This window comes from Halobaculum saliterrae (assembly GCF_009831625.1).
Lineage (GTDB): Archaea > Halobacteriota > Halobacteria > Halobacteriales > Haloferacaceae > Halobaculum > Halobaculum saliterrae.
Genome location: NZ_WUUS01000004.1, coordinates 131,616 through 153,398 on the forward strand (window position 1 = coordinate 131,616; position 21,783 = coordinate 153,398).

At 70.9% G+C, this 21,783-nt stretch carries 21 protein-coding genes and 1 tRNA gene; 18 read left to right on the forward strand and 4 right to left on the reverse strand.

The genetic code is table 11. The features are described from left to right. Positions 1 to 63 precede the first annotated feature (63 nt). The 10 genes from GRX01_RS07455 (at position 64) to GRX01_RS07500 (ending at position 7,297) form a co-directional block, all read left to right on the forward strand. Positions 64 to 1,410: a sodium-dependent transporter gene (locus tag GRX01_RS07455; RefSeq protein ID WP_159665130.1), complete on the forward strand. Its 1,347-nt coding sequence runs from the start codon at positions 64 to 66 to the stop codon at positions 1,408 to 1,410. Positions 1,411 to 1,571: 161 nt separating this feature from the next. After that, positions 1,572 to 2,165 (forward strand): hypothetical protein, encoded by a 594-nt coding sequence (locus GRX01_RS07460; protein ID WP_159665132.1) that lies wholly within the window; start codon positions 1,572 to 1,574, stop codon positions 2,163 to 2,165. Positions 2,166 to 2,224: 59 nt separating this feature from the next. Then, positions 2,225 to 2,298, forward strand: a tRNA-Phe gene (locus GRX01_RS07465). Positions 2,299 to 2,698: 400 nt separating this feature from the next. Beyond that, a complete protein-coding gene (locus tag GRX01_RS07470) occupies positions 2,699 to 3,121 on the forward strand; it encodes a DoxX family protein (RefSeq protein ID WP_159665134.1) in 423 nt (140 codons plus the stop codon). A 135-nt stretch (positions 3,122 to 3,256) separates the two neighbouring features. After that, complete coding sequence (locus GRX01_RS07475; RefSeq protein WP_159665136.1) at positions 3,257 to 3,571, forward strand: EthD family reductase; 315 nt, start codon at positions 3,257 to 3,259, stop codon at positions 3,569 to 3,571. 139 nt (positions 3,572 to 3,710) lie between these two features. Beyond that, entirely contained in the window at positions 3,711 to 3,905 is a 195-nt protein-coding gene (locus tag GRX01_RS07480) for a cold-shock protein (RefSeq protein ID WP_073307057.1), read from the forward strand. Positions 3,906 to 4,123: 218 nt separating this feature from the next. Continuing rightward, a complete protein-coding gene (gene nucS, locus GRX01_RS07485; RefSeq protein WP_321167955.1) occupies positions 4,124 to 4,876 on the forward strand; it encodes an endonuclease NucS in 753 nt (250 codons plus the stop codon). Positions 4,877 to 5,009: 133 nt separating this feature from the next. Further along, a complete protein-coding gene (locus GRX01_RS07490) occupies positions 5,010 to 5,540 on the forward strand; it encodes a 50S ribosomal protein L16 (protein ID WP_159665138.1) in 531 nt (176 codons plus the stop codon). Positions 5,541 to 5,738: 198 nt separating this feature from the next. Then, positions 5,739 to 6,905 (forward strand): thiolase domain-containing protein, encoded by a 1,167-nt coding sequence (locus GRX01_RS07495; RefSeq protein WP_159665140.1) that lies wholly within the window; start codon positions 5,739 to 5,741, stop codon positions 6,903 to 6,905. Then, the gene (locus GRX01_RS07500; protein WP_159665141.1) at positions 6,902 to 7,297 is read left to right on the forward strand and encodes a Zn-ribbon domain-containing OB-fold protein; all 396 of its coding nucleotides are present in this window, start codon (positions 6,902 to 6,904) and stop codon (positions 7,295 to 7,297) included. The genes GRX01_RS07495 and GRX01_RS07500 overlap by 4 nt, the downstream gene beginning before the upstream one ends. A gap of 46 nt (positions 7,298 to 7,343) precedes the next feature. Here the strand turns inward: GRX01_RS07500 and GRX01_RS07505 are convergent, their stop codons facing one another. Next, a complete protein-coding gene (locus tag GRX01_RS07505; protein ID WP_159665143.1) occupies positions 7,344 to 8,315 on the reverse strand; it encodes an alpha/beta fold hydrolase in 972 nt (323 codons plus the stop codon). 107 nt (positions 8,316 to 8,422) lie between these two features. Next, positions 8,423 to 9,493, reverse strand: a complete 1,071-nt coding sequence (locus GRX01_RS07510) for a phosphotransferase family protein (protein WP_159665145.1) — start codon at positions 9,491 to 9,493, stop codon at positions 8,423 to 8,425. A 126-nt stretch (positions 9,494 to 9,619) separates the two neighbouring features. On the opposite strand from GRX01_RS07510, the gene GRX01_RS07515 reads away from it, so the two are divergent. The 4 genes from GRX01_RS07515 (at position 9,620) to GRX01_RS07530 (ending at position 14,019) form a co-directional block, all read left to right on the forward strand. Then, positions 9,620 to 10,843, forward strand: a complete 1,224-nt coding sequence (locus GRX01_RS07515) for an acyl-CoA dehydrogenase family protein (RefSeq protein ID WP_159665147.1) — start codon at positions 9,620 to 9,622, stop codon at positions 10,841 to 10,843. Between the two features lie 95 nt (positions 10,844 to 10,938). Continuing rightward, positions 10,939 to 11,799 carry an alpha/beta fold hydrolase gene (locus tag GRX01_RS07520; RefSeq protein WP_159665149.1) on the forward strand — a complete coding sequence of 287 codons (861 nt, stop codon included), beginning with the start codon at positions 10,939 to 10,941 and terminating at the stop codon, positions 11,797 to 11,799. A gap of 98 nt (positions 11,800 to 11,897) precedes the next feature. Beyond that, positions 11,898 to 13,046: an acyl-CoA dehydrogenase family protein gene (locus tag GRX01_RS07525; RefSeq protein WP_159665151.1), complete on the forward strand. Its 1,149-nt coding sequence runs from the start codon at positions 11,898 to 11,900 to the stop codon at positions 13,044 to 13,046. Positions 13,047 to 13,200: 154 nt separating this feature from the next. Next, positions 13,201 to 14,019, forward strand: coding sequence for an SDR family NAD(P)-dependent oxidoreductase (locus GRX01_RS07530; RefSeq protein ID WP_321167956.1), 819 nt, complete (start codon positions 13,201 to 13,203; stop codon positions 14,017 to 14,019). 237 nt (positions 14,020 to 14,256) lie between these two features. Here GRX01_RS07530 and GRX01_RS07535 read toward each other — a convergent pair whose 3' ends face one another. Continuing rightward, a complete protein-coding gene (locus GRX01_RS07535) occupies positions 14,257 to 15,138 on the reverse strand; it encodes a DUF7839 domain-containing protein (protein ID WP_321167957.1) in 882 nt (293 codons plus the stop codon). 99 nt (positions 15,139 to 15,237) lie between these two features. Then, positions 15,238 to 15,915 carry a DsbA family oxidoreductase gene (locus tag GRX01_RS07540; protein ID WP_159665153.1) on the reverse strand — a complete coding sequence of 226 codons (678 nt, stop codon included), beginning with the start codon at positions 15,913 to 15,915 and terminating at the stop codon, positions 15,238 to 15,240. Positions 15,916 to 16,049: 134 nt separating this feature from the next. On the opposite strand from GRX01_RS07540, the gene GRX01_RS07545 reads away from it, so the two are divergent. The 4 genes from GRX01_RS07545 to GRX01_RS07560 all read left to right on the forward strand — a co-directional run bounded on the left by GRX01_RS07545 (position 16,050) and on the right by GRX01_RS07560 (position 21,619). Further along, a complete protein-coding gene (locus tag GRX01_RS07545; protein ID WP_159665155.1) occupies positions 16,050 to 16,619 on the forward strand; it encodes a zinc ribbon domain-containing protein in 570 nt (189 codons plus the stop codon). A 100-nt stretch (positions 16,620 to 16,719) separates the two neighbouring features. Continuing rightward, positions 16,720 to 17,082: a hypothetical protein gene (locus GRX01_RS07550; protein ID WP_159665157.1), complete on the forward strand. Its 363-nt coding sequence runs from the start codon at positions 16,720 to 16,722 to the stop codon at positions 17,080 to 17,082. A gap of 197 nt (positions 17,083 to 17,279) precedes the next feature. Then, complete coding sequence (gene mutS / locus GRX01_RS07555; RefSeq protein WP_159665159.1) at positions 17,280 to 20,066, forward strand: DNA mismatch repair protein MutS; 2,787 nt, start codon at positions 17,280 to 17,282, stop codon at positions 20,064 to 20,066. Between the two features lie 212 nt (positions 20,067 to 20,278). Beyond that, positions 20,279 to 21,619 carry a ferritin-like domain-containing protein gene (locus GRX01_RS07560; RefSeq protein WP_159665161.1) on the forward strand — a complete coding sequence of 447 codons (1,341 nt, stop codon included), beginning with the start codon at positions 20,279 to 20,281 and terminating at the stop codon, positions 21,617 to 21,619. Positions 21,620 to 21,783 lie beyond the last annotated feature (164 nt).

The following is a 21,783-nucleotide window of genomic DNA, read 5'->3' on the forward strand; positions in this document are numbered from 1 at the left end:
ACGACAGGATTTACAACGGTCCGAAGGAATCATCAGTGTCAGCGGAATCCGTCAGGACGAACCATGAGCGACCGGGAGACCTGGACGTCACGAGTCGGATTCATTCTCGCCGCCGTCGGCAGCGCGGTGGGGCTCGGAAACATCTGGTCGTTCCCCTTCCAGACCGCCTCCAACGGCGGGGCCGCGTTCCTCGTCGTCTACCTGCTGGCGGTGACCCTGATCGGGTTCCCGGTGATGCTCGGGGAGTTCGTCATCGGACGACGAAGCGAGCGCAACGCCGTCGAGGCGTTCCGGTCGCTCGGTTTCGGCGAGTGGTCGATCGTGGGCGGGCTGGGCGTTCTCGCGTCGTTCGTGACGCTGGCGTTCTACAGCGTCGTCGGGGGATGGGTGTTGAGCTACATCGTCGGCAGCGTCACCGGTGGCTACCTCGGCGACGCGGGCGCCTACTTCGCCGCCGTCTCCGCGGGTCCGATCACGGTCGCCGCCCACGCGGTGTTCATGGGGCTGACGATCGCGATCGTCGCGCTCGGCGTCACCGACGGTATCGAGCGCGCGACGAAGCTGATGGTGCCCGCGATCTTCGTTCTCATGGGCGGACTCGCCCTCTGGGTGAGTACTCTCGACGGCGCGGCCGAGGGATACGCGTACTACCTCTCCCCGGACGTTGGCGTGATCGCCGGCAACCTCGCGGGGATCGTTCCGCCGGCCGTCGGTCAGGCGTTCTTCACCCTCTCGCTGGGGTTCGGTGTGATGATCGCCTACTCGTCGTACCTCGGGCGCGACGACAGTCTCCCGGCCGACGGGTCGGCGATCGTCGTGGTGAACACGCTGGTCGCGCTGCTGGCGGGGTTCGTCGTCTTCCCGGTCCTGTTCGCGATCGAGGGCTCGATCCCCTCCTCGGGCGGGGCGGGCACGGCGTTCACGGCACTCGCCGGCGCGTTCAGCCAGATCCCCGGCGGCCGGGTCATCGGTCTCGGCTTCTTCGTCGTGCTCCTACTGGCCGCGCTCTCCAGCTCGATCAGCCTCCTCGAGGTCCCCACGTCGTTCGTCGCCGACCGGACCGGGTACGACCGAACCCCGACCGCGCTGGGGCTCGGCGCGCTCGTCGCGCTCGTCGGCGTGCCGACCGCGCTCGACACCGGCGTCCTCGGCTGGTACAACGACGTGGTGTTCAACCTGCTGCTGCCGCTGGCGGTGCTTTTCATCTCGCTGTTCGTCGGCTGGGTCGCCGACGACCAACTGGCGGCGGAGTTGAACCTCGGGAGCTCGTTCGGGAGCGGGTTCTCGTCGGTCTGGCTGTGGTGGGTCCGGATCGTGATCCCGGTCGCCATCGGGGGGACGCTGTTGCTCGGGATCCAGTCGCTGCTCGTGAAGGCGGGGGTCCTCGCGGCGCCCATCGTCCTCGGGTAGTCGGGTCGCCTTCCCGGGGAACTCGCTCGGCGGACGATCCCGGTGCCGCGACTGAATCCCGGTTGATCCGAGTTGAGGTGGACGAATGAACACACCTCCTTTTATCGCTCGCGACGGTACGTTCTCCCCATGCACGAACGCACCTGCGGGGGGAAGCCACGATGAACCTGAAGGCGCTCGCGGCCGTCGGCGCCGTCGTCCTCGTCGTCGCTGCCGGCGGTGCCGCGGCGTTCATCGCGGGGATCGGTCCGCTCGGCGACATCGGCGGCGGCTCGTCCGACACCGTGACCGAGACGCCGGCGTCGACCGGGACGGTGTACGGCGATACCGGCGGCTCATCCGGCGGTGACACCGATGGGAGCGCCGGCGAGAGCACCACCTCGGACGGTTCGAACACTGCCGAGTCGGTGCCGCCGTACACGTTCGCGGTCGAGTCGATCGAGGAGTGTGGACAGACCTGCCGGGACGTGACCGTCCGACTCGACAACAACCGCGACGAGACGGCGACGGGGATCAACGTCTACACGCGAATATTCGCCGGCAACTCCACCGACTCCGGCGACAAGGTGTGGGAGGGCACCCGCGACGTGGGGTCCCTCGAGGCGGGCGCCTCGACCACGGAGACGAGCCGGGTGGAACTCTCGTTCTCGGAGGGATATCAGATCCAGCAGGCCGACGGCTGGATCACGATCCTCACGACCGTCGAGTCCGACGACGTGACGATCACGTTCAAGGAGCGCCGTCAGGTCCTGTGACCGCCGGCCCGCGGGCGATTCGAAACGCTTTTTCATACCGCCGGGGTTCGTTGAGACGCGCCGCCTTAGCTCAGATTGGGAGAGCACTCGACTGAAGATCGAGCTGTCCCCCGTTCAAATCGGGGAGGCGGCATCTCCTCCGGCCGACAACGCGAACGAGCGGGGCGAGTGAGCCGTCGGCCGGTGGTCGTGCGTTCCCGACACGATTTGAACAGACGAGTCACAGCCCGGGAGCGCAGCGGAGCGAGCACCCCGGAACGCCTCGGCGAGTTCAAATCGGGGAGGCGGCATGTTCTGAACCCGTGAGCGACAGCGAACGGGTGAGGAGACGACGCCGGACCGATCTGAGCAGACGAGTCGCAGCGGCCGAGCGAAGCGAGGCCGACCGTCTCGGCGAGTTCAAATCGGGGAGGCGGCATGTTCTCGATTCCACCGTGGCGAGCGAGGCGAACACCGGTGGATCGTTCGTCACCGGAGCCGGCCACTGGACTCTGGGGGCAACGTCCTTGACCCCTCGTTGCGAAGGCCGAGCGATGGCAGACATGACGCCGTCCGACTCGTCTCGAAGGCGCCCCCTCCTGTACGCCATGAGCGCGGTGTACGTCGTCGCCGGCGTGCTGCACCTCGTCAAACCCGGACCGTTCGAACAGATCGTCCCCGAGGAACTGCCCGCACCGCGCGCGCTCGTGTACCTCTCCGGACTCGCCGAGGTCGCCCTCGGGGTCGGCGTGCTGGTTCCCCGGACGCGACGACGCTCCGCGAAGGGCCTGATCCTGCTGCTGATCGCGGTGTTTCCCGCGAACGTCAACATGGCGACTCGCGGGGTCGGGCTGGAGGCGGTCCCCGACCGGTTGCGACCCGCCGCGACCGCGGCGGCGTGGGTCAGGCTCCCGCTGCAGGCGGTACTGATCGCGTGGGCGTGGGTGTACGCCCGCGCTGACGACGACTCCAGTTGACATCGCCGTCGCCGTTCGATACCCACGTCGCCGGTCGATACCCACGTCACACGTCGCCGCCCCCTTGGACGACCAGTGGCGGCGGCGCAACGTCGCCGCGGCGTTTATCACGCGGGTCGCCGAAGCGGCCAGTCGATGACGAAGCTCGCGATCACCCTCCGGCGCCGGGAGGGAACGTCGTTCGAGGAGTTCCGGGAGTACTACCGCGAGGAGCACGCGCCGCTGGCGGCCGACCTTCCGGGGTTGGAGCGGTACGCCGTCTCGTTCCCGTCCGACCCGGAGTCGGCGTCGTACGACGCCCTCGCGGAGCTGTACTTCCCGGACGGCGAGACCATGGCGGCGGCGTTCGACTCCGACCTCGGCCGGGAGGTCACCACCGACGCCGAGACGTTCGCCGACATGGACGCCGCCGAGCGCGTCGTCCTCGAGGAGGACGTCGTCGTCGACTGATCGCGCCGCCGCCGGCCGAGCCGCGTCGATCGACCGGTTCGCACCCCGAACGGCTGTGAATCCGATCCCGTGAGTGGGTCCCTCTCACGCGCGACGACGACTCGGAAGGGTTAACCGTTACCCGCCGCTCGTACCGTGTATGGCAACTGGGAAGGTCGACTTCTTCAACGACACCGGCGGCTACGGATTCATCGAGACTGAGGACGCGGACGAGGACGTGTTCTTCCACATGGAGGACGTTGGCGGTCCTGACCTCGAGGAGGGGCAGGAGGTCGAGTTCGACATCGAGGAGGCCGAGAAGGGCCCCCGCGCGAAGAACCTGCAGCGCCTGTAAGGTTCCGACGAATCGGTCGAGAGACCGTACCGCAGTTTTCACCGTTTTTCATCCGACAGCGAGCGACCGCCGTGCCGTTCGGCCCCGAACGCGACGGGGCCGCGGTCGTTCGTCAGCGACGGCGGTAGCGACACCGACGGCACCGGCGGCTCCAGCGCGTCGCTTATCTTCGACCGCGCCGAACCCGCCGACGTGAACACGGGACGGCGGTGGTCAGGGTGACGGCGACGACGCTCCACGAGCCGGCACACCGGGAGGCGCTGTGGGAGCTGGAGTCGGCGTTCGACCGCGGCGACCTGGTCACGCTGTTCGGCACCTGTACGGTCGAGTACGACGGCCGCGCCGCCTCCTCGCTGGGGCCCGGCGCGCGGCTGCTCGTTCTGAAGCCGGACGGCTCGGCGCTGGTACACACCGACGAGGGCCGAACCCCCGTGAACTGGCAGCCGCCGGGGAGCGAACACCGCGCGGCGGTTCGCGACGGACGCCTTCGCGTGCGCAGCGTGCGCGAATCGCCCGACGAGACGCTCGACGTGTGGTTCACCGCGGTGGACCAGCTCGCCGCCTACGGCGTCACCGGCGGCCGCGCCGTCGAGGTGATCGGGAGCGAGGCGGACCTGAAGGAGCGCGTACTCGAGGACCCCACGCTCGTCGAGGAGGGGTTCGAGCCGCTGGCAACCGAGCGCGAGACGGACGCCGGGCCGATCGACGTGTTCGGTCGCGACGACGCGGGCCGCCCGGTCGTCGTGGAGTTGAAGCGGCGCCGCGTCGGTCCCGACGCCGCGGGCCAACTCGCCCGGTACGTCGGCGCCGTCGACCGCGAGGAGCCCGACGGAACGGCGGTCCGCGGGGTCCTGCTCGCGCCGTCGATCACCGACCGGGCGCGGGACCTGCTCGCCGACGAGGGGCTCGAACACGTCGCCGTGGAACCTCCGACGGGCGCCGACGAGGGCGGATCCGGCGGGGACACGTAGTCCACGCCCCCGTCCGAATGCTCGACTCACCCGCCCGTCGATCGGTTCATCCGCCCGTGCGGGCCGGCCGCACGGCGGGCGGGCGAAACGTAGGGTTTAACCACGCCACCGCCGTCGTCTCGGTCAAGTAACCATGTCCGAAAAGCCGGCCTCCATGTACCGGAAGATCGACAAGCCGTCGTACACGCGGCGTGACTACGTCACCGGTATTCCGGGTTCGAAGATCGCACAGCACAACATGGGCGACCTGACGAGCGACCCCGAGGACTACCCCGTCCACATCTCGCTGGTCACCGAGGAGGACGTCCAGATCCGCCACGGCTCGCTGGAGTCCGCGCGCCTGTCGGCCAACCGCCACCTCATCCGTGAACTCGGCGAGGGGAACTACAAGATGGTCCTCCGCAAGTTCCCGCACCAGATCCTGCGCGAGAACAAGCAGGCGACCGGTGCGGGCGCGGACCGCGTCTCCGACGGGATGCGTCAGGCGTTCGGCAAGCCCGTGGGCACCGCCGCGCGCATGAACGCCGGCGAGACCGTCTTCACCGCGTACGTCGACGCCGACCAGGCCGACGCCGTGAAGGAGGCGTTCCGCCGCGCGTACAACAAGATGTCCCCGCCGTTCCGCGTCGTCGTGGAGAAGGGCGAGGACCTGCTCGTTCGGTAACGTCGGACGGTCGACGCCCGGACCCCCGTTCTCATCGTTCTCGCTTCCGCGAGCGACGGCGTCGGTGCTCCAGACGGCGTCGTTCGCGACGTCGGCTCCGTCGAAAGACAACCCGGACCCGAGTGAAAACGCCACACAGCGCCAGCGAGAACACGGAACTCCGGCAGGTCTTTGGCCCGCGGGCGACCATCCACGCACATGACGGGAGTACGAGTCGCGGGGGTCGGGCTGACGCCGTTCGGCGAGCACGCCGGGCGGACCGGGCGGGACCTGTTCGCGGAGGCGGCGCTCGCGGCGCTCGACGACGCCGGCGTCGCCGGCGACGAGGTGGAGCATCTCAACTACGGCAACTTCATGGGCGCGCTCGCCGAGCGGCAGGGGCATCAGGCCCCCATCATGACCGAGGCGGCGGGCCTGCGCTGTGCGGGCACCCGCTACGAGGAGGCGTGCGCGTCGGCGGGCGTCGCCGTCCGCGAGGCCGTCCGCGCGGTCCGCTCGGGCGAGAACGACGTCATGCTCGCCGGCGGGATGGAGCGGATGACGAACCTCTCGACGGCGGAGGTGACCGAGTCGCTGGCGGTCGCCGCCGACGAGCTGTTCGAGGTGCGTGCGGGCGTCACCTTCCCCGGGGCGTACGCGCTGATGGCACGCGCCTACTTCGACGAGTACGGCGGGGACCGCGAGGACCTGGCCCACGTCGCGGCGAAGAACCACGCCAACGCCGTGAACAACGAGTACGCGCAGTACCAGCGCGAGATCACCGTCGAACAGGCGCTGGACTCGCCGCCGGTGGCGTCCCCCCTCCACCTGTTCGACGCGTGCCCGATCACCGACGGCGCGAGCGCGCTCGTGCTCGTCTCCGAGGAGTACGCCGAGGAGCACGACCTCGACGCGTCGGTCGCGATCACGGGAACGGGACAGGGCGGCGACCGCGCGGCGCTGCAGGACCGCACGGACATGGCCCGCACCCCCGCCGCCGCCGATGCGGCCGCCGAGGCGTACGGCGACGCCGGCGTCGGGAGCGATCAGGTGGACGTGGCGGAGGTGCACGACTGCTTCACCATCGCGGAGGTGATGGCGCTGGAGGCGCTGGACCTGTTCGACCCCGGCGAGGGGGTCGGCGCCGCGCGCCGCGGCGACACCACTCGCGACGGCGACCTCCCGGTGAACCTCTCGGGCGGCCTGAAGGCGAAGGGGCACCCGGTCGGCGCGACCGGCGGCTCGCAGATCGCCGAGATGACGCGCCTGCTGCGCGGCGATCACCCGAACAGCGACGCCGTGCCCGACGCGACGGTCGGGCTCACCCACAACGCGGGCGGAACGGTCGCAAGCGCCGTCGTTCACGTGCTGGAGGTGGCCGAATGAGCGACGCCGAGCCCGATCCGCCGGCGAACACCGGGTACGACGAGTGGGCCGACGCGCTGGCTGACGGGGGGTACTTCGTCGAGTGCGCGAACGGGCACGGCAGCCTCCCCCCGCGGCGCGTGTGCCCCGAGTGCGGGAGCACCGACCTCTCGGAGGAGTCGCTTCCCGAGACCGGGGAGGTCGCGACGTTCTCGGAGGTCCACGTCGCGCCCTCCGGCTTCGGCGAGGAGCCGCCGTACGTCACGGCGGTCGTCGGGTTCGGGTCCGTCCGGCTCACCGGCATCGTCCGGGACCTGTCGGCCGAGGAGATCGAGATCGGAACCCCCGTGCGCCCCGACGTGGAGCGCAACGACGCCACCGGGAACCGGCTGGTCGTGTTCCGGCCGGCCTGAGGGATCGGTCGACGTGGAAGTGACGCCGCCCCCGGTCGGTTCTCTCCTACTCCCGTTCGTCCTGCTCGACGGTCACCGTCCCGTCGGGTCGCTCGCCGACGACGACGTCGACGAACTGATCGCCGAACTCGACGTGCGGGAGCAGCATCGCGTCGTCGAACACGACCAGCTCGCAGCCGGCGGCGTCGGCTAACTCGCGCCCCTCCGACAGCGGCGGGAGGTCGGCCTCGCGCCCCCACACGATCGTCGCCGGGGCGTCGAGGGCCGCGAGCGCGCCCGCGAGGTCCACGTCGCTGTTCAGGAAGCCGGAGACGAACGACGCCGGCGCGAAGCGCGCGCCCTTCTGGTGGGTCGTGCGCCACTCGTACGCCTGCCACTCCTCGCCGGCCTTCTCGGGGTCCCAGTAGCCGTGGTCGGCGTTGAAGTAGGCGATGGAGGGCTTCGAGGCGAGCAGGCCGAAGACCGCGTCGCCGACGATCGGCGCCCGGAGCAGCTCCCGGACGGCGGTCTTGGGCGGCTCGGGGCCGGCGATCGCGGTCGGGCACACGAGGGTGAGATCGGCGAGATCGAGGTCCTCGGCGACGCCGACGACGTACGCCGCCGTCAGCGACGACGCGACGACGCGCGGCTCGTCGTACTCGGCGAGGAAGTCGCGTACGAAGTCCTCGTACAGCGCCGCCGAGTAGCGCAGCGGCGGCCGGTCCGAGCGACCGAATCCGGGGAGGTCGGGCGCGACGACGCGGTACTCCGCCGCGAGGGCGTCGAACACCTCGCGCCACTCGCCGGCGGATCCGGCGGCGTTGATCCCGTGGAGGAGGACGAGCGTCTCGTCGTCCTCGTCGCCGGCCTCCGTACAGGAGATGTCCATCCCGCGCCAGCGATAGCTCCGTTGTCGTCCGTCGAGCGGCGGCTCGAGTTCGCCCGCCCTCGCGCGCAGTGCCCGCGTCGCGGCGACGCTGGCGCCCGCGCCGAGCGCGACGTACTTCGCGGTCGAGGCGAGCTTCGATCGGAGAGTCATATCGTCTCATACGGGCGCCGTCGACTTAGTTCGCGTGGCACCAGCGTGACACGCCGGCGCGGGCGGACCGCCCGAACGGTCGGTGCCGTCGGGGATCCGGCGCCCGCCTACAGCGGCTCCTCGCCGTCGACGATCCGCAGGCACCGCTCGGCGAGCGCCGGCACCCGCGTCTCCATCGTCGGGTACAGCGGGTCGTCGCTGTTACCCTCCAGGTACCGCCGGTAGAACATCTCCCCCAGCGCGGCGAGCTTGTACACCGCGAGCGTGCGGTAGAAGCGGTCGTGCTCGTAGTCGATCCCCGTCGCGTCCTCGTAGCGCGCGACGAGATCGCGCCGGCTCGGGTAGCCCTCGCGCTCCATGAACGTCGAGGTCAGCTCCGGCGTCGCCGGCGCCGGGTCTCCCGGGTCGCGCCAGAACGAGAGCATCCAGCCCAGGTCCGTGAGCGGGTCGCCCAGCGCCGACAGCTCCCAGTCGAGGACGGCGACCAGTTCCGGCGGGGTCCCCGGCGCGAACATGACGTTGTCGAGCTTGTAGTCCCCGTGAACGAGCGCGTGCTCGTGGTCGGCCGGGCAGTTGTCCCGCAGCCAGTCCGTCACCTCAGCGATCTCGGGCACCTCGCGGTCCTCGGCGGTCACCTCGAACGCCCACCGGAACTGCGTCGCCCACCGGTCCACCTGTCGCTCGGTGAAGCCCGCGGGACGGCCGAAGTCGCCGAGGCCGACCGCCCCGGGGTCGACCGCGTGGACCGCCGCGAGGGTGTCGACGAGTTCCTCACCGACGCGGCGGCGGTGCTCGGGCACGGCGAAGCGCTCGGGCTCGTCGTCGCGGAGCACGTCGCCCGCGGTCCGGCCCATCACGTAGAAGTCCGAGCCGAGCACGTCGCGGTCGTCGCACGCGAGCACCGTCTCGGGCAGCGGCACGGAGGTGTCCTGCAACGCGTCCATCACGCGGTACTCCCGGAGCACGTCGTGGGCCGTCTCGGCGGTCTCGCCGGGCGGCGGCCGCCGGATCACGAGCTCTCGGTCGCCGTAGGTGACGAACAGGGTCTCGTTGGAGTGACCCTCCGGATGGCGGCGCACGTCGAACTCGTCGACCGGCCCCAACTCGGCGGACAGTCGCTCGCGCAGCGCTGGCGGGTCGACGAGGCGGCGGAAGTACGCCTCGGAGTCGTCCGACATGCGGGTCAGTTGCACACCCCGAACGAAAAGCGCCGGGGGTCGTGAGCACCGCGGCAGCGTCCCCGCCGTGCGGTTTGAGCGACCGTTCGGGGGTACTGTTTTGCCCCGGCGGCCGGACTCGATGGTATGGAGTACGACGACAGCGAGGCGGCGCGCGCGCTGGCCGAGCGGACGCGGGAGTTCGTCGAGGAGGAGGTCATCCCGGTGGAGCGGGAGGTCCTCGGGGACGGACCCGTGAGCGACGAACAGCTCTCGGATCTCCGGGAGGCGGCTCGCGAATACGACGTGTTCTGCCCGCAGATCGGCGAGGAGTTCGGCGGCATGGGGATGGACTTCCGCGACGTGCTTCCCATGTTCGAGCAGGCGGGGCGCTCGCTGTTGGGCGCGGCGGCCTGCCGCGTCGACGCGCCCGACGAGGGCAACATGCACACGCTGGAGCTGTTGGGCACCGACGAGCAGCAGGAGCGGTGGCTCCGCCCGCTCGTCGCCGGCGAGATCTCCTCGGGGTTCTCGATGACCGAGCCGATGCAGGGCGGCGGGTCGGACCCGAAGATGATCCGCACGAGCGCGGAGAAGGAGGGCGACGAGTGGGTCATCGACGGCCACAAGTGGTGGACCACCGGCGGCACCGAGGCGGACGTGCTCATCGTGATGGCGCGCACCGACCCCGACGCCCACCCGTACGAGGGGACCTCGCTGTTCCTCGTGCCCGCGGACGCGCCCGGCGTGAACGTCGTCCGCGACGTCGCCCACGTGGGCGGCGAGGTGACCGGCGTCGGGCACGCGGAGATCGAGTACGACGGCGTGCGCGTCCCCGAGGAGAACCTCCTCGGGAACCTGAACGAGGGGTTCGCCCACGCACAGCAGCGTCTCGGCCCCGCGCGGCTCACCCACTGCATGCGGTTCGCCGGGATGGCCGAGCGCGCGCTCGACGTGGCGAAGGCGTACACCAGCGAGCGACAGGCGTTCGGCGGGCCGATCGCCGACAAGCAGGCCGTCCGCCACGACGTGGCCGACGCCGAGACCGAACTCCACGCCGTGCGGACGATGGTGCGCGACGCCGCCGACCGCATCGACCGCGGCGAGGAGGGACGGGTGCAGGTGGCGATGAGCAAGACGTTCGCCGCCAACACGGTACAGGACATCGTCGACACCGCGCTCCAGCTGTGCGGCGGCAACGGGATCGGGAAGGACCTCCCGATCGCCGACTTCTACGAGTCGGTGCGGCAGTTCCGCATCATCGACGGCGCCGACGAGGTCCACCGGCGCGTCATCGCCCGGGACGCCTTCTCGGACGTGGACGAGTCGGAGCTCGAGAACGTCACCCGGTACGGCGAGCCGACCGAGTAGGCACGGACGGCGGTTCGGTGCCGCACGGGGACCGCCGTGGAGACGGCGGCTGACCGCCGCCCCGATTTTTGTCCCCGGCGGGCGACGCCACCGCCATGGTCGCACTCGACGCGGATCACGAGGCGTGGACGGCCGCCCAGTCCTCGACGACGGCCGTCGTCGACGGGAACGAACTCGACGTGGCGTACTACGAGGCGGGCGGCGACAACGACGGCCCGCCGGCGATCTTCCTCCACGGGATCCCGACGTGGTCGTTCCTGTGGCGGGGGATCGCACCGGCGGTCGCCGAGGACCGGCACGTGATCGCGCCGGACCTCGTCGGCTACGGCAACTCCCAGCGCAGCGACGACTTCGACCGCTCGATACGCGCCCAGACGAGCGTGCTCTCCGAGCTGATCGCCGAGGCGGGCTACGACGAGGTGGATCTCGTCGCCCACGACATCGGCGGCGGGGTCGCGCTCCGCTACGCCGCCGCGCGCCCCGAGGAGGTGCGGAAGCTCGTGCTGTCGAACGCGGCGTGCTTCGACTCGTGGCCGGTCGAGTTCATCAACTCCCTCGGCGTCCCCGGCGTCGTCGAGGGCTGGGACGACGAGGAGTTCGAGGGGAAGATGTCGTTCCTGTTCGCCGAGGGCGCCCACGGCGAGGCCGACCCCGAATTCGTCGCCGGGATGCGGGCGCCGTGGGCCCGCGATGGCGGCCGGACGGCGCTATCGCGGGCGGCCGTCGCGACGAACACCAACCACACGACGGGCATCGACTACGGCGAGATCACCGCCGAGACGCTGTGTCTGTGGGGGGCCGACGACGTGCTCCAGCCGATCGACAACGCCGAGCGCCTCGCTGATGCCGTCGCCGGCGACGCCGCGGTCGTCGGGCTGGACGACGCCTTCCACTGGGTCACCCACGACCGAACCGAGACGTACCGCGAGGAGGTCCGGGCGTTCCTGGCCGACTGATCGGTCCGGGACGGCCGCGATCTCGAAGGTGTTCGCCGCGGATCCCACGCGGCCGGCCTCGTCGGGAATTATTTGTCAGTGGAAAGTTTATCGCCGCTATGTCGTTCCAACTCTCGAGCGAACAGGAGGCCGTCCGCGACGTGGTCAGGGAGTTCGGCGAGAACGAGATCCGCCCGGTCGCGCGCGAGCACGACGAGACGCGCGAGTACCCCCACGACCTCGTCGAGGAGGCCGCGAAGTACGACCTCGTGGCGCCGACGATCGCCGAGGAGTACGGCGGCGCGGGGATGGACCTGCTGACCGCGGTCGTCGTCACCGAGGAGCTGTGGCGGGCGGACCCCGGGATCGGCTCGGCCATCGGCTCTCGCGGCTTCGGCACCACGATGATCCAGGAGTTCGGCGACGAGTGGATGAAGGAGGAGTGGCTCCCGAAGGTCGCCGCCGGCGACGCCGCGACCTGCTCGTGCATCTCCGAGCCGGCCCACGGCTCCGACGTGGCGGGCATCGAGACCCGCGCTGAGCTCGACGAGGAGGCGGGCGAGTGGGTGCTCAACGGCGACAAGATGTGGATCACCAACGGAACGATCGCCGACGTGGCGGTCGTGATGGCGAAGACCTCGCCCGGCGAGCGCCACCGCGGCATCACCGCGTTCCTCGTCGAGGCAGACCGCGAGGGGTTCGAACCGACGAAGATCGACAACAAGCTCGGCATCCGCGCGTCCGACCTGGCGGAGATCCGTCTCAATGACGTGCGCGTTCCCGAGGACAACGTGATCGGCGCGGTCGACCAGGGCTTCTACCAACTGATGGCCTTCTTCGCGGGCGGGCGAACCTCCGTGGCGGCGCAGGCGGTCGGCGCCGCACAGGGCGCGCTCGACGCGGCGATCGACTACGCCGAGGAGCGCGAACAGGGCGGCCAGAAGATCAAGGAGTACCAGGCGATCTCCCACAAGGTGGCCGAGATGGCCACGAACGTGGAGGCGGCCCGGTCGCTCACCTACCGCGCGGCGTCCGTCGTCGACGCCGACGGGAACGACCAGCTGGCCGCGAAGTTCGCGTCGATGGCGAAGCTGTTCGCCTCCGAGCGCGCCGTCGAGGTCGCCGACGAGGGGATTCAGGTCCACGGGGGCGCCGGCTTCGTCACCGACCATCCCGCCGAGCGCTTCTACCGCGACGCGCGCATCACGAAGATCTACGAGGGCACCTCCGAGATCCAAAAGAACATCATCTCCGATCAGGTTTTTTGAGGCCCCGTCCGGGTCGCGGTCCCCGCCGCCCCCGGGATTGATGTGACGCGCCGCCCGAGTCGGGGCCGATGTTCGAATCCCCGCCTCCGGACGGTTCGACGATGCATGCCACGCGAACGCCCGCGGATCCGACGCAGATCACGGGGTGGACGGCGTGACCGACGCCGGCGACGACGCCGCGTCCCGCCTCGCCGAACGCTTCTCGCTCGTCGACTCCACCGCGGTGATCACCGGCGCCTCCAGCGGCATCGGCCGAGCGATCGCCGAGGAGTTCGCGGCCGACGGCGCCGACGTGGTCGTCTGCTCGCGCGAGCAGGGGAACGTTGACCCCGTCGCCGAAGGGATCAACGAGGCCGCGGAGTCGGCGGACAGCCACGGTCGCTGTCTCGCCGTCGAGTGCGACGTGACCGACCGCGACGCCGTCGACGCGCTCGTCGAGGCGACCGTCGAGGAGTTCGGCGGGATCGACGTGCTCGTGAACAACGCGGGCGCTTCGTTCATGGCGTCGTTCGATGACATCTCCCCGAACGGCTGGGAGACCGTCGTCGACATCAACCTCCACGGCACGTTCCACTGCACGCAGGCCGCCGGCGACCACCTCGCCGACGGCGGCGGCGCGGTCGTCAACCTCGCGAGCGTCGCCGGGCAACGGGCCGCCGAGTACATGAGCCACTACGGCGCCGCGAAGGCGGGCGTGATCAACCTCACCGAGACGCTCGCGCTCGAGTGGGCCGGCCGAGACGTGCGGGTCAACTGCATCGCTCCGGGGTTCGTGGCGACGCCGGGCGTCGAGCAACAGATGGGCGTCTCCGCGGACGAGGTCGACCGCGGCGACGTGGACCGCAGGATCGGCACGAGCGAGGAGATCGCGGACGTCGCGCGATTCCTCGCGAGCGACGCGGCGAGCTATATGACCGGCGAGACGGTGGCCGCCCAGGGCGTTCCGCAGGGCGAGGAACTCCCGCAGCAGTAGCCGATCGCGTCGATGGCGAGGCGTCGTTCCCGGCGTCCGACGCGCCGCTCACAGCGTCCGAACCCCGCTCACAGCGCGATGCTGGCGAGGCCGAGCGCGGCAAGCGCCGTCACCGTGAACACGGCCGCTGTCGCGAGGCCGAGTCGAACGCGGACGGCGGTCTCGGTGCGCATACCATCAACTCCGCGACTCCCTACTTCAACGTACGCCTCCGAGAATCGGTTCTGAAAACGAGCGTTACGGCTCGTGTGACGCGTCCACGACCTCGTAGCCGACGGCGGTCTCGCGGAGCCCCTCGGCGTGCGCTGACAGTTGGCTGGCGACGACGACGAGCACGACGTCGAGCCCGCGCATGGCGGCCTCGCGGACCGCGTCAGTCGTGCCGAAGCGCACGTCCGGCTCGCGGTCGAGCCTGCCGAGGGCGGCCATCGACTCGGTTCCGGCGGCGACGACGAGGTCCGCGTCGTCGACGAGGGTCCGCAGCCGATCCGGGTCGACCGCGCCGCTCCCGCCGTCGCGGACCGCGGGGACGGGGACGGCCGTGACGGCGCCCAACTCGTAGTCGACGACGCCGTCGAACTCCGCGACGCCGACGTCGCGCCCGGACTCCGCCGAGGTGACCGCCACCGCGGTGGCGCCGTCGGCGTCGTCAGCACCGTCGGTGTCGCCGTCGGAACCGGCGGTGGCGTCGCCCACGTCGCCGTCCACGACGCTTCGCGCGTGGAGGGCCCCGTCACGCATCGACAGCGCGACGCGGTCGCCCTCCTGAACGGGACCGTCCGCGAGGGCGGTCTCGACCTCCACGTCCCCGAGCACGTCGCTGGTGACGTGCTCGAGGTACTCGCTGAGCTCGTCGGTCCGGGAGATGAGCCAGTCGACGCCCTCCTTGGTGACGCGGTAGCGGCCGCGCCCCTCGCGGTCGACGAAGCCGCCCTCCACCAGGTCGCCGAGGTGCTCCGAGACCGCCTGCGCGGTGATCCCGATGGCGTCGGCGATCTCGCGCTGGCTCACCGCGGGCTGGCGCTCGGCGATCTCGACGAGGATCCGGTACCGCGTCGCGTCGCGCTTGTGTCGGAGGACGCCGAGGTCGGCGCCGCCGTCCGTGCCGTCGTCGCTCACACCGTCAGTTGGTGACACGGACACAAATAGGATTGTGGTCCGCCTCCCGAAATCACGGCCGTGAGGCGTTCGACCGCAACCGCGTTTGTGCTCGCGGCGTCAGTTCCCCTCGAGCAGCCGGCGGAGGTGTGCCGGGGGCACCGCCCCCCGGGCGGCGTGGCCGTCGGCGACGAACGTCGGAACGCCCGTGACGCCGCGCTCGCGGGCCGTCTCGAACTGCGCCTCCAGCTCCTCGGCCAGCGTCTCGTCGTCGACGGCGTCGCGGATCTCCTCGCCGTCGACGCCGACCGACTCGGCCAGCTCGACGAGGGTGTCGAGGTCGTCGATCTCGCGGCCGTCCTCCCAGTGAGCCTCGAGGACGGCGTCGTAGAACGCGCGGAACGTGTCGAGGTCGTACGACTGCTTGACGTACAGCGCGGCCTGCTGTGCGTCCCACGAGTCGGCGTCGTGGACCTCGTCGAACTCCAGCATCTCGTCGGCGTCGTACTCCTCGCGCAGGCGTTCGACGTTCTCGCGAACCTGATCGTAGTAGTCCTCGTCCTTGCCGTCCTCGACGTCGTCGCGGATCTCGCCGTCGGGGCCGCGCTTGTGTCCGCGGAGGTCGAAGAACTGCCACTCCACGCCCACCTCGGGCAGGTCTCGCTCCGCCCGCTCGTCGCGGTACTGTCGCAGCGACGCCCGTCCGAGGTAGCAGAACGGACAGACGAAGTCGGAGTAGACCGTGACCGGTCGTCGATCGCTCGCCTCGTCGGCCGGGGTGGCGTCGTCGGTGCTCATGGACCGATCGAGGTCGCCCACGGGTTAGTGTTCGTCGCTCCCGGAGGAACACCGCTGCCGAGACGTCACCGTTCCGGCGGGACGCTCGGGCGCCCACCGGCGGATTTTTCAGGGGTGCGCGCCCCGTCGGTGGTATGGATATCCCCCGTCTCGGCGGTCCGACGGGTCGCAAGCGACCGTGGCTCGCGGTCCTCCTCGCGCTCGCGGTCACCGGGCTCGGCCACGCGTACCTCCGCCGGTGGCTCCGCGGGTTCGCGTGGTTCGCGGCGACGTTCGCGGCGGTCCTGCTGTTGGTCCCGCCGGACGTCATCGAGGCGCTCAACACGGCCTCCCCGATCGCGAACCCGGTCGAGGCGCTGCCGCCGGTGCTCGTCGTCGTCGCCAGCGCGGTCGACGCGTACTTCCTCGCGCGCGAGACCCACGAGCACGCGGGCGTGAATCGCCCGAGTACCGCCGCCGTCGCGGACGACGTGGACGGTGTGGACGGCGCGCCCCGAACCGGCGCCGCGAGGGGTGCCGCCGACGCGGGCGGGCGCGGGACGACGGCCGGTGCCGTCGAGGCGCCGGCGTGCCCCAACTGCGGGAAGGACCTCGACGCGGACCTCGACTTCTGTCCGTGGTGTACGACGAGGCTGGACTGGGGCGATCCCGGGGGATCGGACGCGACGAGGGACGGCGACGGCCGCAACGGATCGAACCCATAGCCCTCGCCTGGCCGACCTCGTGACCCTTGCCAGGCCGACCTCGTAACCCTCGTCTGGCCGACCCCGCCACGTTTTCCACGGTGGCCGACCGACGCGACGTATGGTCGCCGCTCTCGACTCGCTGATCGTGTTCGTCGTCGGCGCGCTGGTGGGGGGGATCGGGATCCACATCGGCGCGCTGGTGTTGTCCGACGCCCGGAGCTACGAGCACGCCGTCTGGACCGCCGTCATCGGCGCGCTGGCGTGGCTCGTCGCCTCCGTCCTGTTCGGGTGGCTGCCGCTGCTCGGGACCGTCCTCACCTATCTCGCGTACCTCGGGGTGATCAAGTGGCGCTACAGGGGCGGGTGGATCACCGCGGCCGGGATCGCGCTGGTCGGGTGGCTCGCGGCGTCGGTCGTGTTGTCCCTGCTGGCGGCGGTCGGCCTCGGCGGGTTCTCCGCGCTCGGCGTCCCCGGGGCGTAAGTGACGGCGTCGACGGGGAGGCACCGCGGGTTCGGAGGCGAAACGTAGAAGCGCCCGCCGGAACGCAGTAGGAACCGTCGCCGCTTCTCCGCGGGCGTCGGGTAGGGGCGTCGCCCCGGGCCGCGGCGGCTCCGTACCGCTGCTCGAGTCGGACCCGTAGCGTTTTACCCCGACACGGCACCACCCCCTACCAGACAATGACGACCGACGCCGGCGGCATCGTGGGCGAGTTCCTCTCGCTGAAGGAGTCCACGGACGCGGACGTGCTCGCGATGCAGTGCGGCGACTTCTACGAGTTCTTCGCCGACGACGCCGAGCTGGTGGCCGACGAGCTCGACCTCAAGGTCTCCCAGAAGTCGAGCCACGGGTCCTCGTACCCGATGGCGGGCGTTCCGCTCTCGGAGCTGACGCCGTACCTGAAGGCGCTCGTCGAGCGGGGCTACCGCGTCGCCGTCGCAGAGCAGTACGAGACCGACGACGGCCACGCCCGCGAGATCGAGCGCGTCGTCTCCCCGGGCACCGTCGTCGATCCCGACGGCGCCGAGGCGCGCTACCTCGCGGCCGTTGAGCACGACGACGGCGACGACGGCGACGCCTGGGGCGTCGCGTTCGCGGAGGTGACGACGGGGCGGTTCCACGCCGCGGCGTTCGCGGAACTGGACGACGTGCGCGCGGAGCTGCACCGCTTCGCGCCGGTGGAACTCCTCCCCGGGCCGGGGGTCCGCGACGACGACGCCCGGCTGGCCGACCTCCGGGAGGCGACCGACGCCCGGCTCACCCTCCACGAGGCCGAGGCGTTCGCACCCGGGCGCGCCAGACACCGCCTCGGCGACCACTTCGGGACGCAGGCGCTCGCGGCGGTCGGACTCGACGCCGACCCCGCGGTCGCGGCCGCCGGCGCCGTCCTCCACTACGTCGACGAGACGGGTGCGGGCGTCCTCGCCTCGATGACGAGGCTGGGCGGGCTGGACGCCGGCGGCCGGGTCGCGCTCGACGCGACGACCCAGCGCAACCTCGAGCTCGTCGAGACGATGCGGGGAGAGTCGACCGGGACGCTGCTGGACACCCTCGATCACACCGAAACCGCGGCCGGAACCCGCCTGCTCCGCGAGTGGCTCACGCGACCGCGGCGCGACCGCGCTGAACTGGAGCGCCGCGGGAAAGCGGTCGAGGCGTTCGCGAGCGCCGCCCTCGCACGCGACCGCCTGCTCGACACCCTCGACGGTACCGCCGACCTCGAACGGCTGGCCGCCCGCGCGACGAGCGGCGCCGCGGGGCCGCGGGATCTGGTCGCCGTCCGCTCGGCGCTGGAGCGACTTCCGGAACTGGCGGCCGCGATAGACGGCACCGAACTCGCCGACTCGCCGGTGCCGGACGTGCTCGCGCGCCCCGACCAGGGCGCGGCTCGCGACCTCCACGACGAACTGAGCGAGGCCATCGCCGCGGAGCCGCCGGGGAGCATCGGCGGCGACGGCGGCGTCATCGCCCGCGGCTACGACGAGGAGCTGGACGAGCTGGTGGCGGAGTACGAGGAAGCCGTCGACTGGCTCGACACGCTCGCGGAGCGCGAGAAGCGCCAGCACGGCCTGAGTCACGTGTCGGTCGACCGCAACAAGACGGACGGCTACTACATTCAGGTCGGCAAGTCCGTCGCCGGAGGGGTGCCCGAGCACTACCACGAGATCAAGACGCTGAAGAACTCCAAGCGGTTCGTCACCGAGGAGCTGGAGGAGCGCGAACGCACCGTTCTCCGCATGGAGGAGCGACGCGAGGAGCTCGAACGCCGGATCTTCGAGGAGGTCCGGGAGCGGGTGGCTGCGGAGGCGGAACTCCTGCAGGACGTGGGGCGCGCGCTCGCGGAGCTGGACGTGCTCGCCGCGCTGGGCCACCACGCCGCGACGAACGACTGGACGCGCCCGGCGTTCACCGACGGCGACGAGCTCCGGATCGAGGCCGGGCGGCACCCGGTCGTCGAGCAGACGACCGACTTCGTGCCCAACGACCTGCGGATGGACAGCGAGCGGGGCTTCCTCATCGTGACGGGGCCGAACATGAGCGGGAAATCGACGTATATGCGACAGTGCGCGCTGATCTCCCTGCTCGCTCAGGCCGGAAGCTTCGTCCCCGCCGACTCGGCGACGCTCCCGCTCGTCGACGGCGTTTACACCCGCGTCGGCGCGCTCGACGAGCTCGCACAGGGGCGCTCCACCTTCATGGTCGAGATGCAGGAGCTGTCGAACATCCTCCACTCGGCCACGGAGGACTCGCTGGTCATCCTCGACGAGGTGGGCCGGGGGACCGCGACCTACGACGGCATCTCCATCGCGTGGGCGGCGACGGAGTACCTCCACAACGAGGTGCGCGCGAGGACGCTGTTCGCGACCCACTACCACGAGCTGACCGCGCTCGCCGAGCACCTCCCGCGGGTCGCGAACGTCCACGTCGCGGCGGAGGAGCGCGACGGCGAGGTGACGTTCCTCCGACGCGTGCGCGAGGGACCGACCGACCGCAGCTACGGGGTCCACGTCGCCGACCTCGCGGGCGTCCCCGATCCCGTCGTGGGCCGCGCCGACGAGGTGCTCGACCGCCTGCGCGAGGAGAAGGCGATCGAGGCGAGGGGTGCCGGTGGCGGCGGAACCGGAGCTGACGGCGACGGGACGAGACAGGCGGTGTTCGACCTCTCGGCCGGGGAGTTCGTCGCCGGCGGCGACGGCGGTGGACGCGAAGACGCCGGGGACGCCGGCGACCCCGACCGCGCGGGCGACCCGGATCGACCCGCGTCCGCTGCCGGCAACGGCGCAGCGATCACGGCGAGCGACGGCGACGGGGAGGGCGGCGGACGCGGGTTGCCGCCCGACCGTGCGCTCGATCCGGAGGTCGAGGCGGTGCTGTCGGCGCTCCGGGACACCGACGTGAACGAGACGCCCCCCGTCGAGCTCATGGCGAAGGTGCAGGAGTGGCAGGCGCGACTGGACGACGAGTAGGGGGCCGCACGGCGTCGCTTCCACCTGTTCCTTTTCTCTCCTCTCCTTCGTCTCTTCCTCTTCCCCTCTCCTTCCTCCCATCCCCGACTCAGACACGCGCTCGCCGGAAGTTCGGACGAATTTCGGAGAGAGTTCGCCCCCACGCCGGACGCAGTCACGTCGGAGTTCGGAAATGGTACTTATACTGATAGGTGGTGGATGGAGGTGTAGCAATGACGGACCCACGACGCGGCTCGAACGAGACCGATGACGCACCGACCGACCGACTCTCCCGCCGCCGCTTCGGCGGCGCGCTGGCGGCCGCCGGGGCCGTTGGCATCGCCGGGTGTTCCGGCAACGGCGGCGACACGGCGACCGACGAACCCACCGAAGCGATGGACACGCCGACGGACACCCCCATGCAGACGGAAACGGAGACGGCCGAGCCGACCGAGGAGGCGCCGCCGAACCCGGACGTGGACGTGCTGAACTACGCGCTGACGCTGGAGCACTTGGAGAACGCCTTCTACCGGGAGGGGCTCGCGGAGTTCTCCGACGACGAGATCATGATGGCGGACTCCCTGTCGAAGTTCGGCGAGGCGGTCCGGATGGACGTTCCGGAGTTCCTCGCGGTCGCGGGCGAGCACGAGGCGGCCCACGTCGACGCCATCTCGGCGACCATCGAGGACCTCGGCGGCACGCCAGTCGAGGAGGCGGAGTACGACTTCGGCTACTCGAACCCCTCGGAGTTCCTCGCGACCGCGCAGGCGCTCGAGAACACCGGCGTCGCCGCCTACACGGGCGCGGCGGCGGCGATCAAGCAGAACGCGGTGCTGGGCGCGGCCGCGGGTATCCAGAGCGTCGAGGCCCGCCACGCCTCGTTCCTCAACCTCGTCAACGGCGACTCGCCGTTCCCGAACGGCGTCGAGGAGGCGGCGTCCGTCGACGAGGTGCTCGAGATCGCGGGCAACTTCATCACCAGCGACGTGGCGTCCCCGGCGCCGCTCGACGGAGAGGACGAGCCGACCGCCGACAGGAAGGCCGAGAACGACGTGAGCGACGTGGACGTGCTGAACTACGCGCTGACGCTGGAGCACCTGGAGAACGCCTTCTACCGCGACGGCCTCGCGGAGTTCTCCGACGACGAGCTGATGAACGCCAGCGTGCTCTCCGACTACGGCGAGGAGCTCCGGATGGGCGTTCCGGGCCACCTGGAGACCGTCGGCGCCCACGAGGCCGCCCACGTCAGCGCCATCGCGGACACCGTCGAGCAGCTCGGCGGGACGCCCGTCGAGGAGGCGAACTACGACTTCGGCTACACCAACCCCTCGGAGTTCCTCGGGGTCGCCCGCGCGCTGGAGAACACGGGCGTCTCGGCGTACGCCGGGCAGGCGGGCACCGTCGCCAACGACGCCGTCTTCGGCGCGGCCGTCGGCATCCACGCCGTCGAGGCGCGCCACGCGTCGTTCCTCAACGAGTTGAACGTCGAGTCGCCGTTCCCGATGGCGGTCGACGAGCCCCGAACCATGGAGGAGGTCATCGAGATCGCCGGCCAGTTCATCGTCGAGGAGTGAGCGTGTCCGAGCGTGACGGGCGGTGTGCCCTCGCCTCTCGGCCCGGCTCCGACCACCCGGTCGCGCTCGACCCCCCGCTGACGGCTTCCCCGGAAGCCCTCCGAACCACCACGGCGGCCGCCCGCGCGCCGCCGTCGATCTGTCCCTTCCGAACGCCGAACACA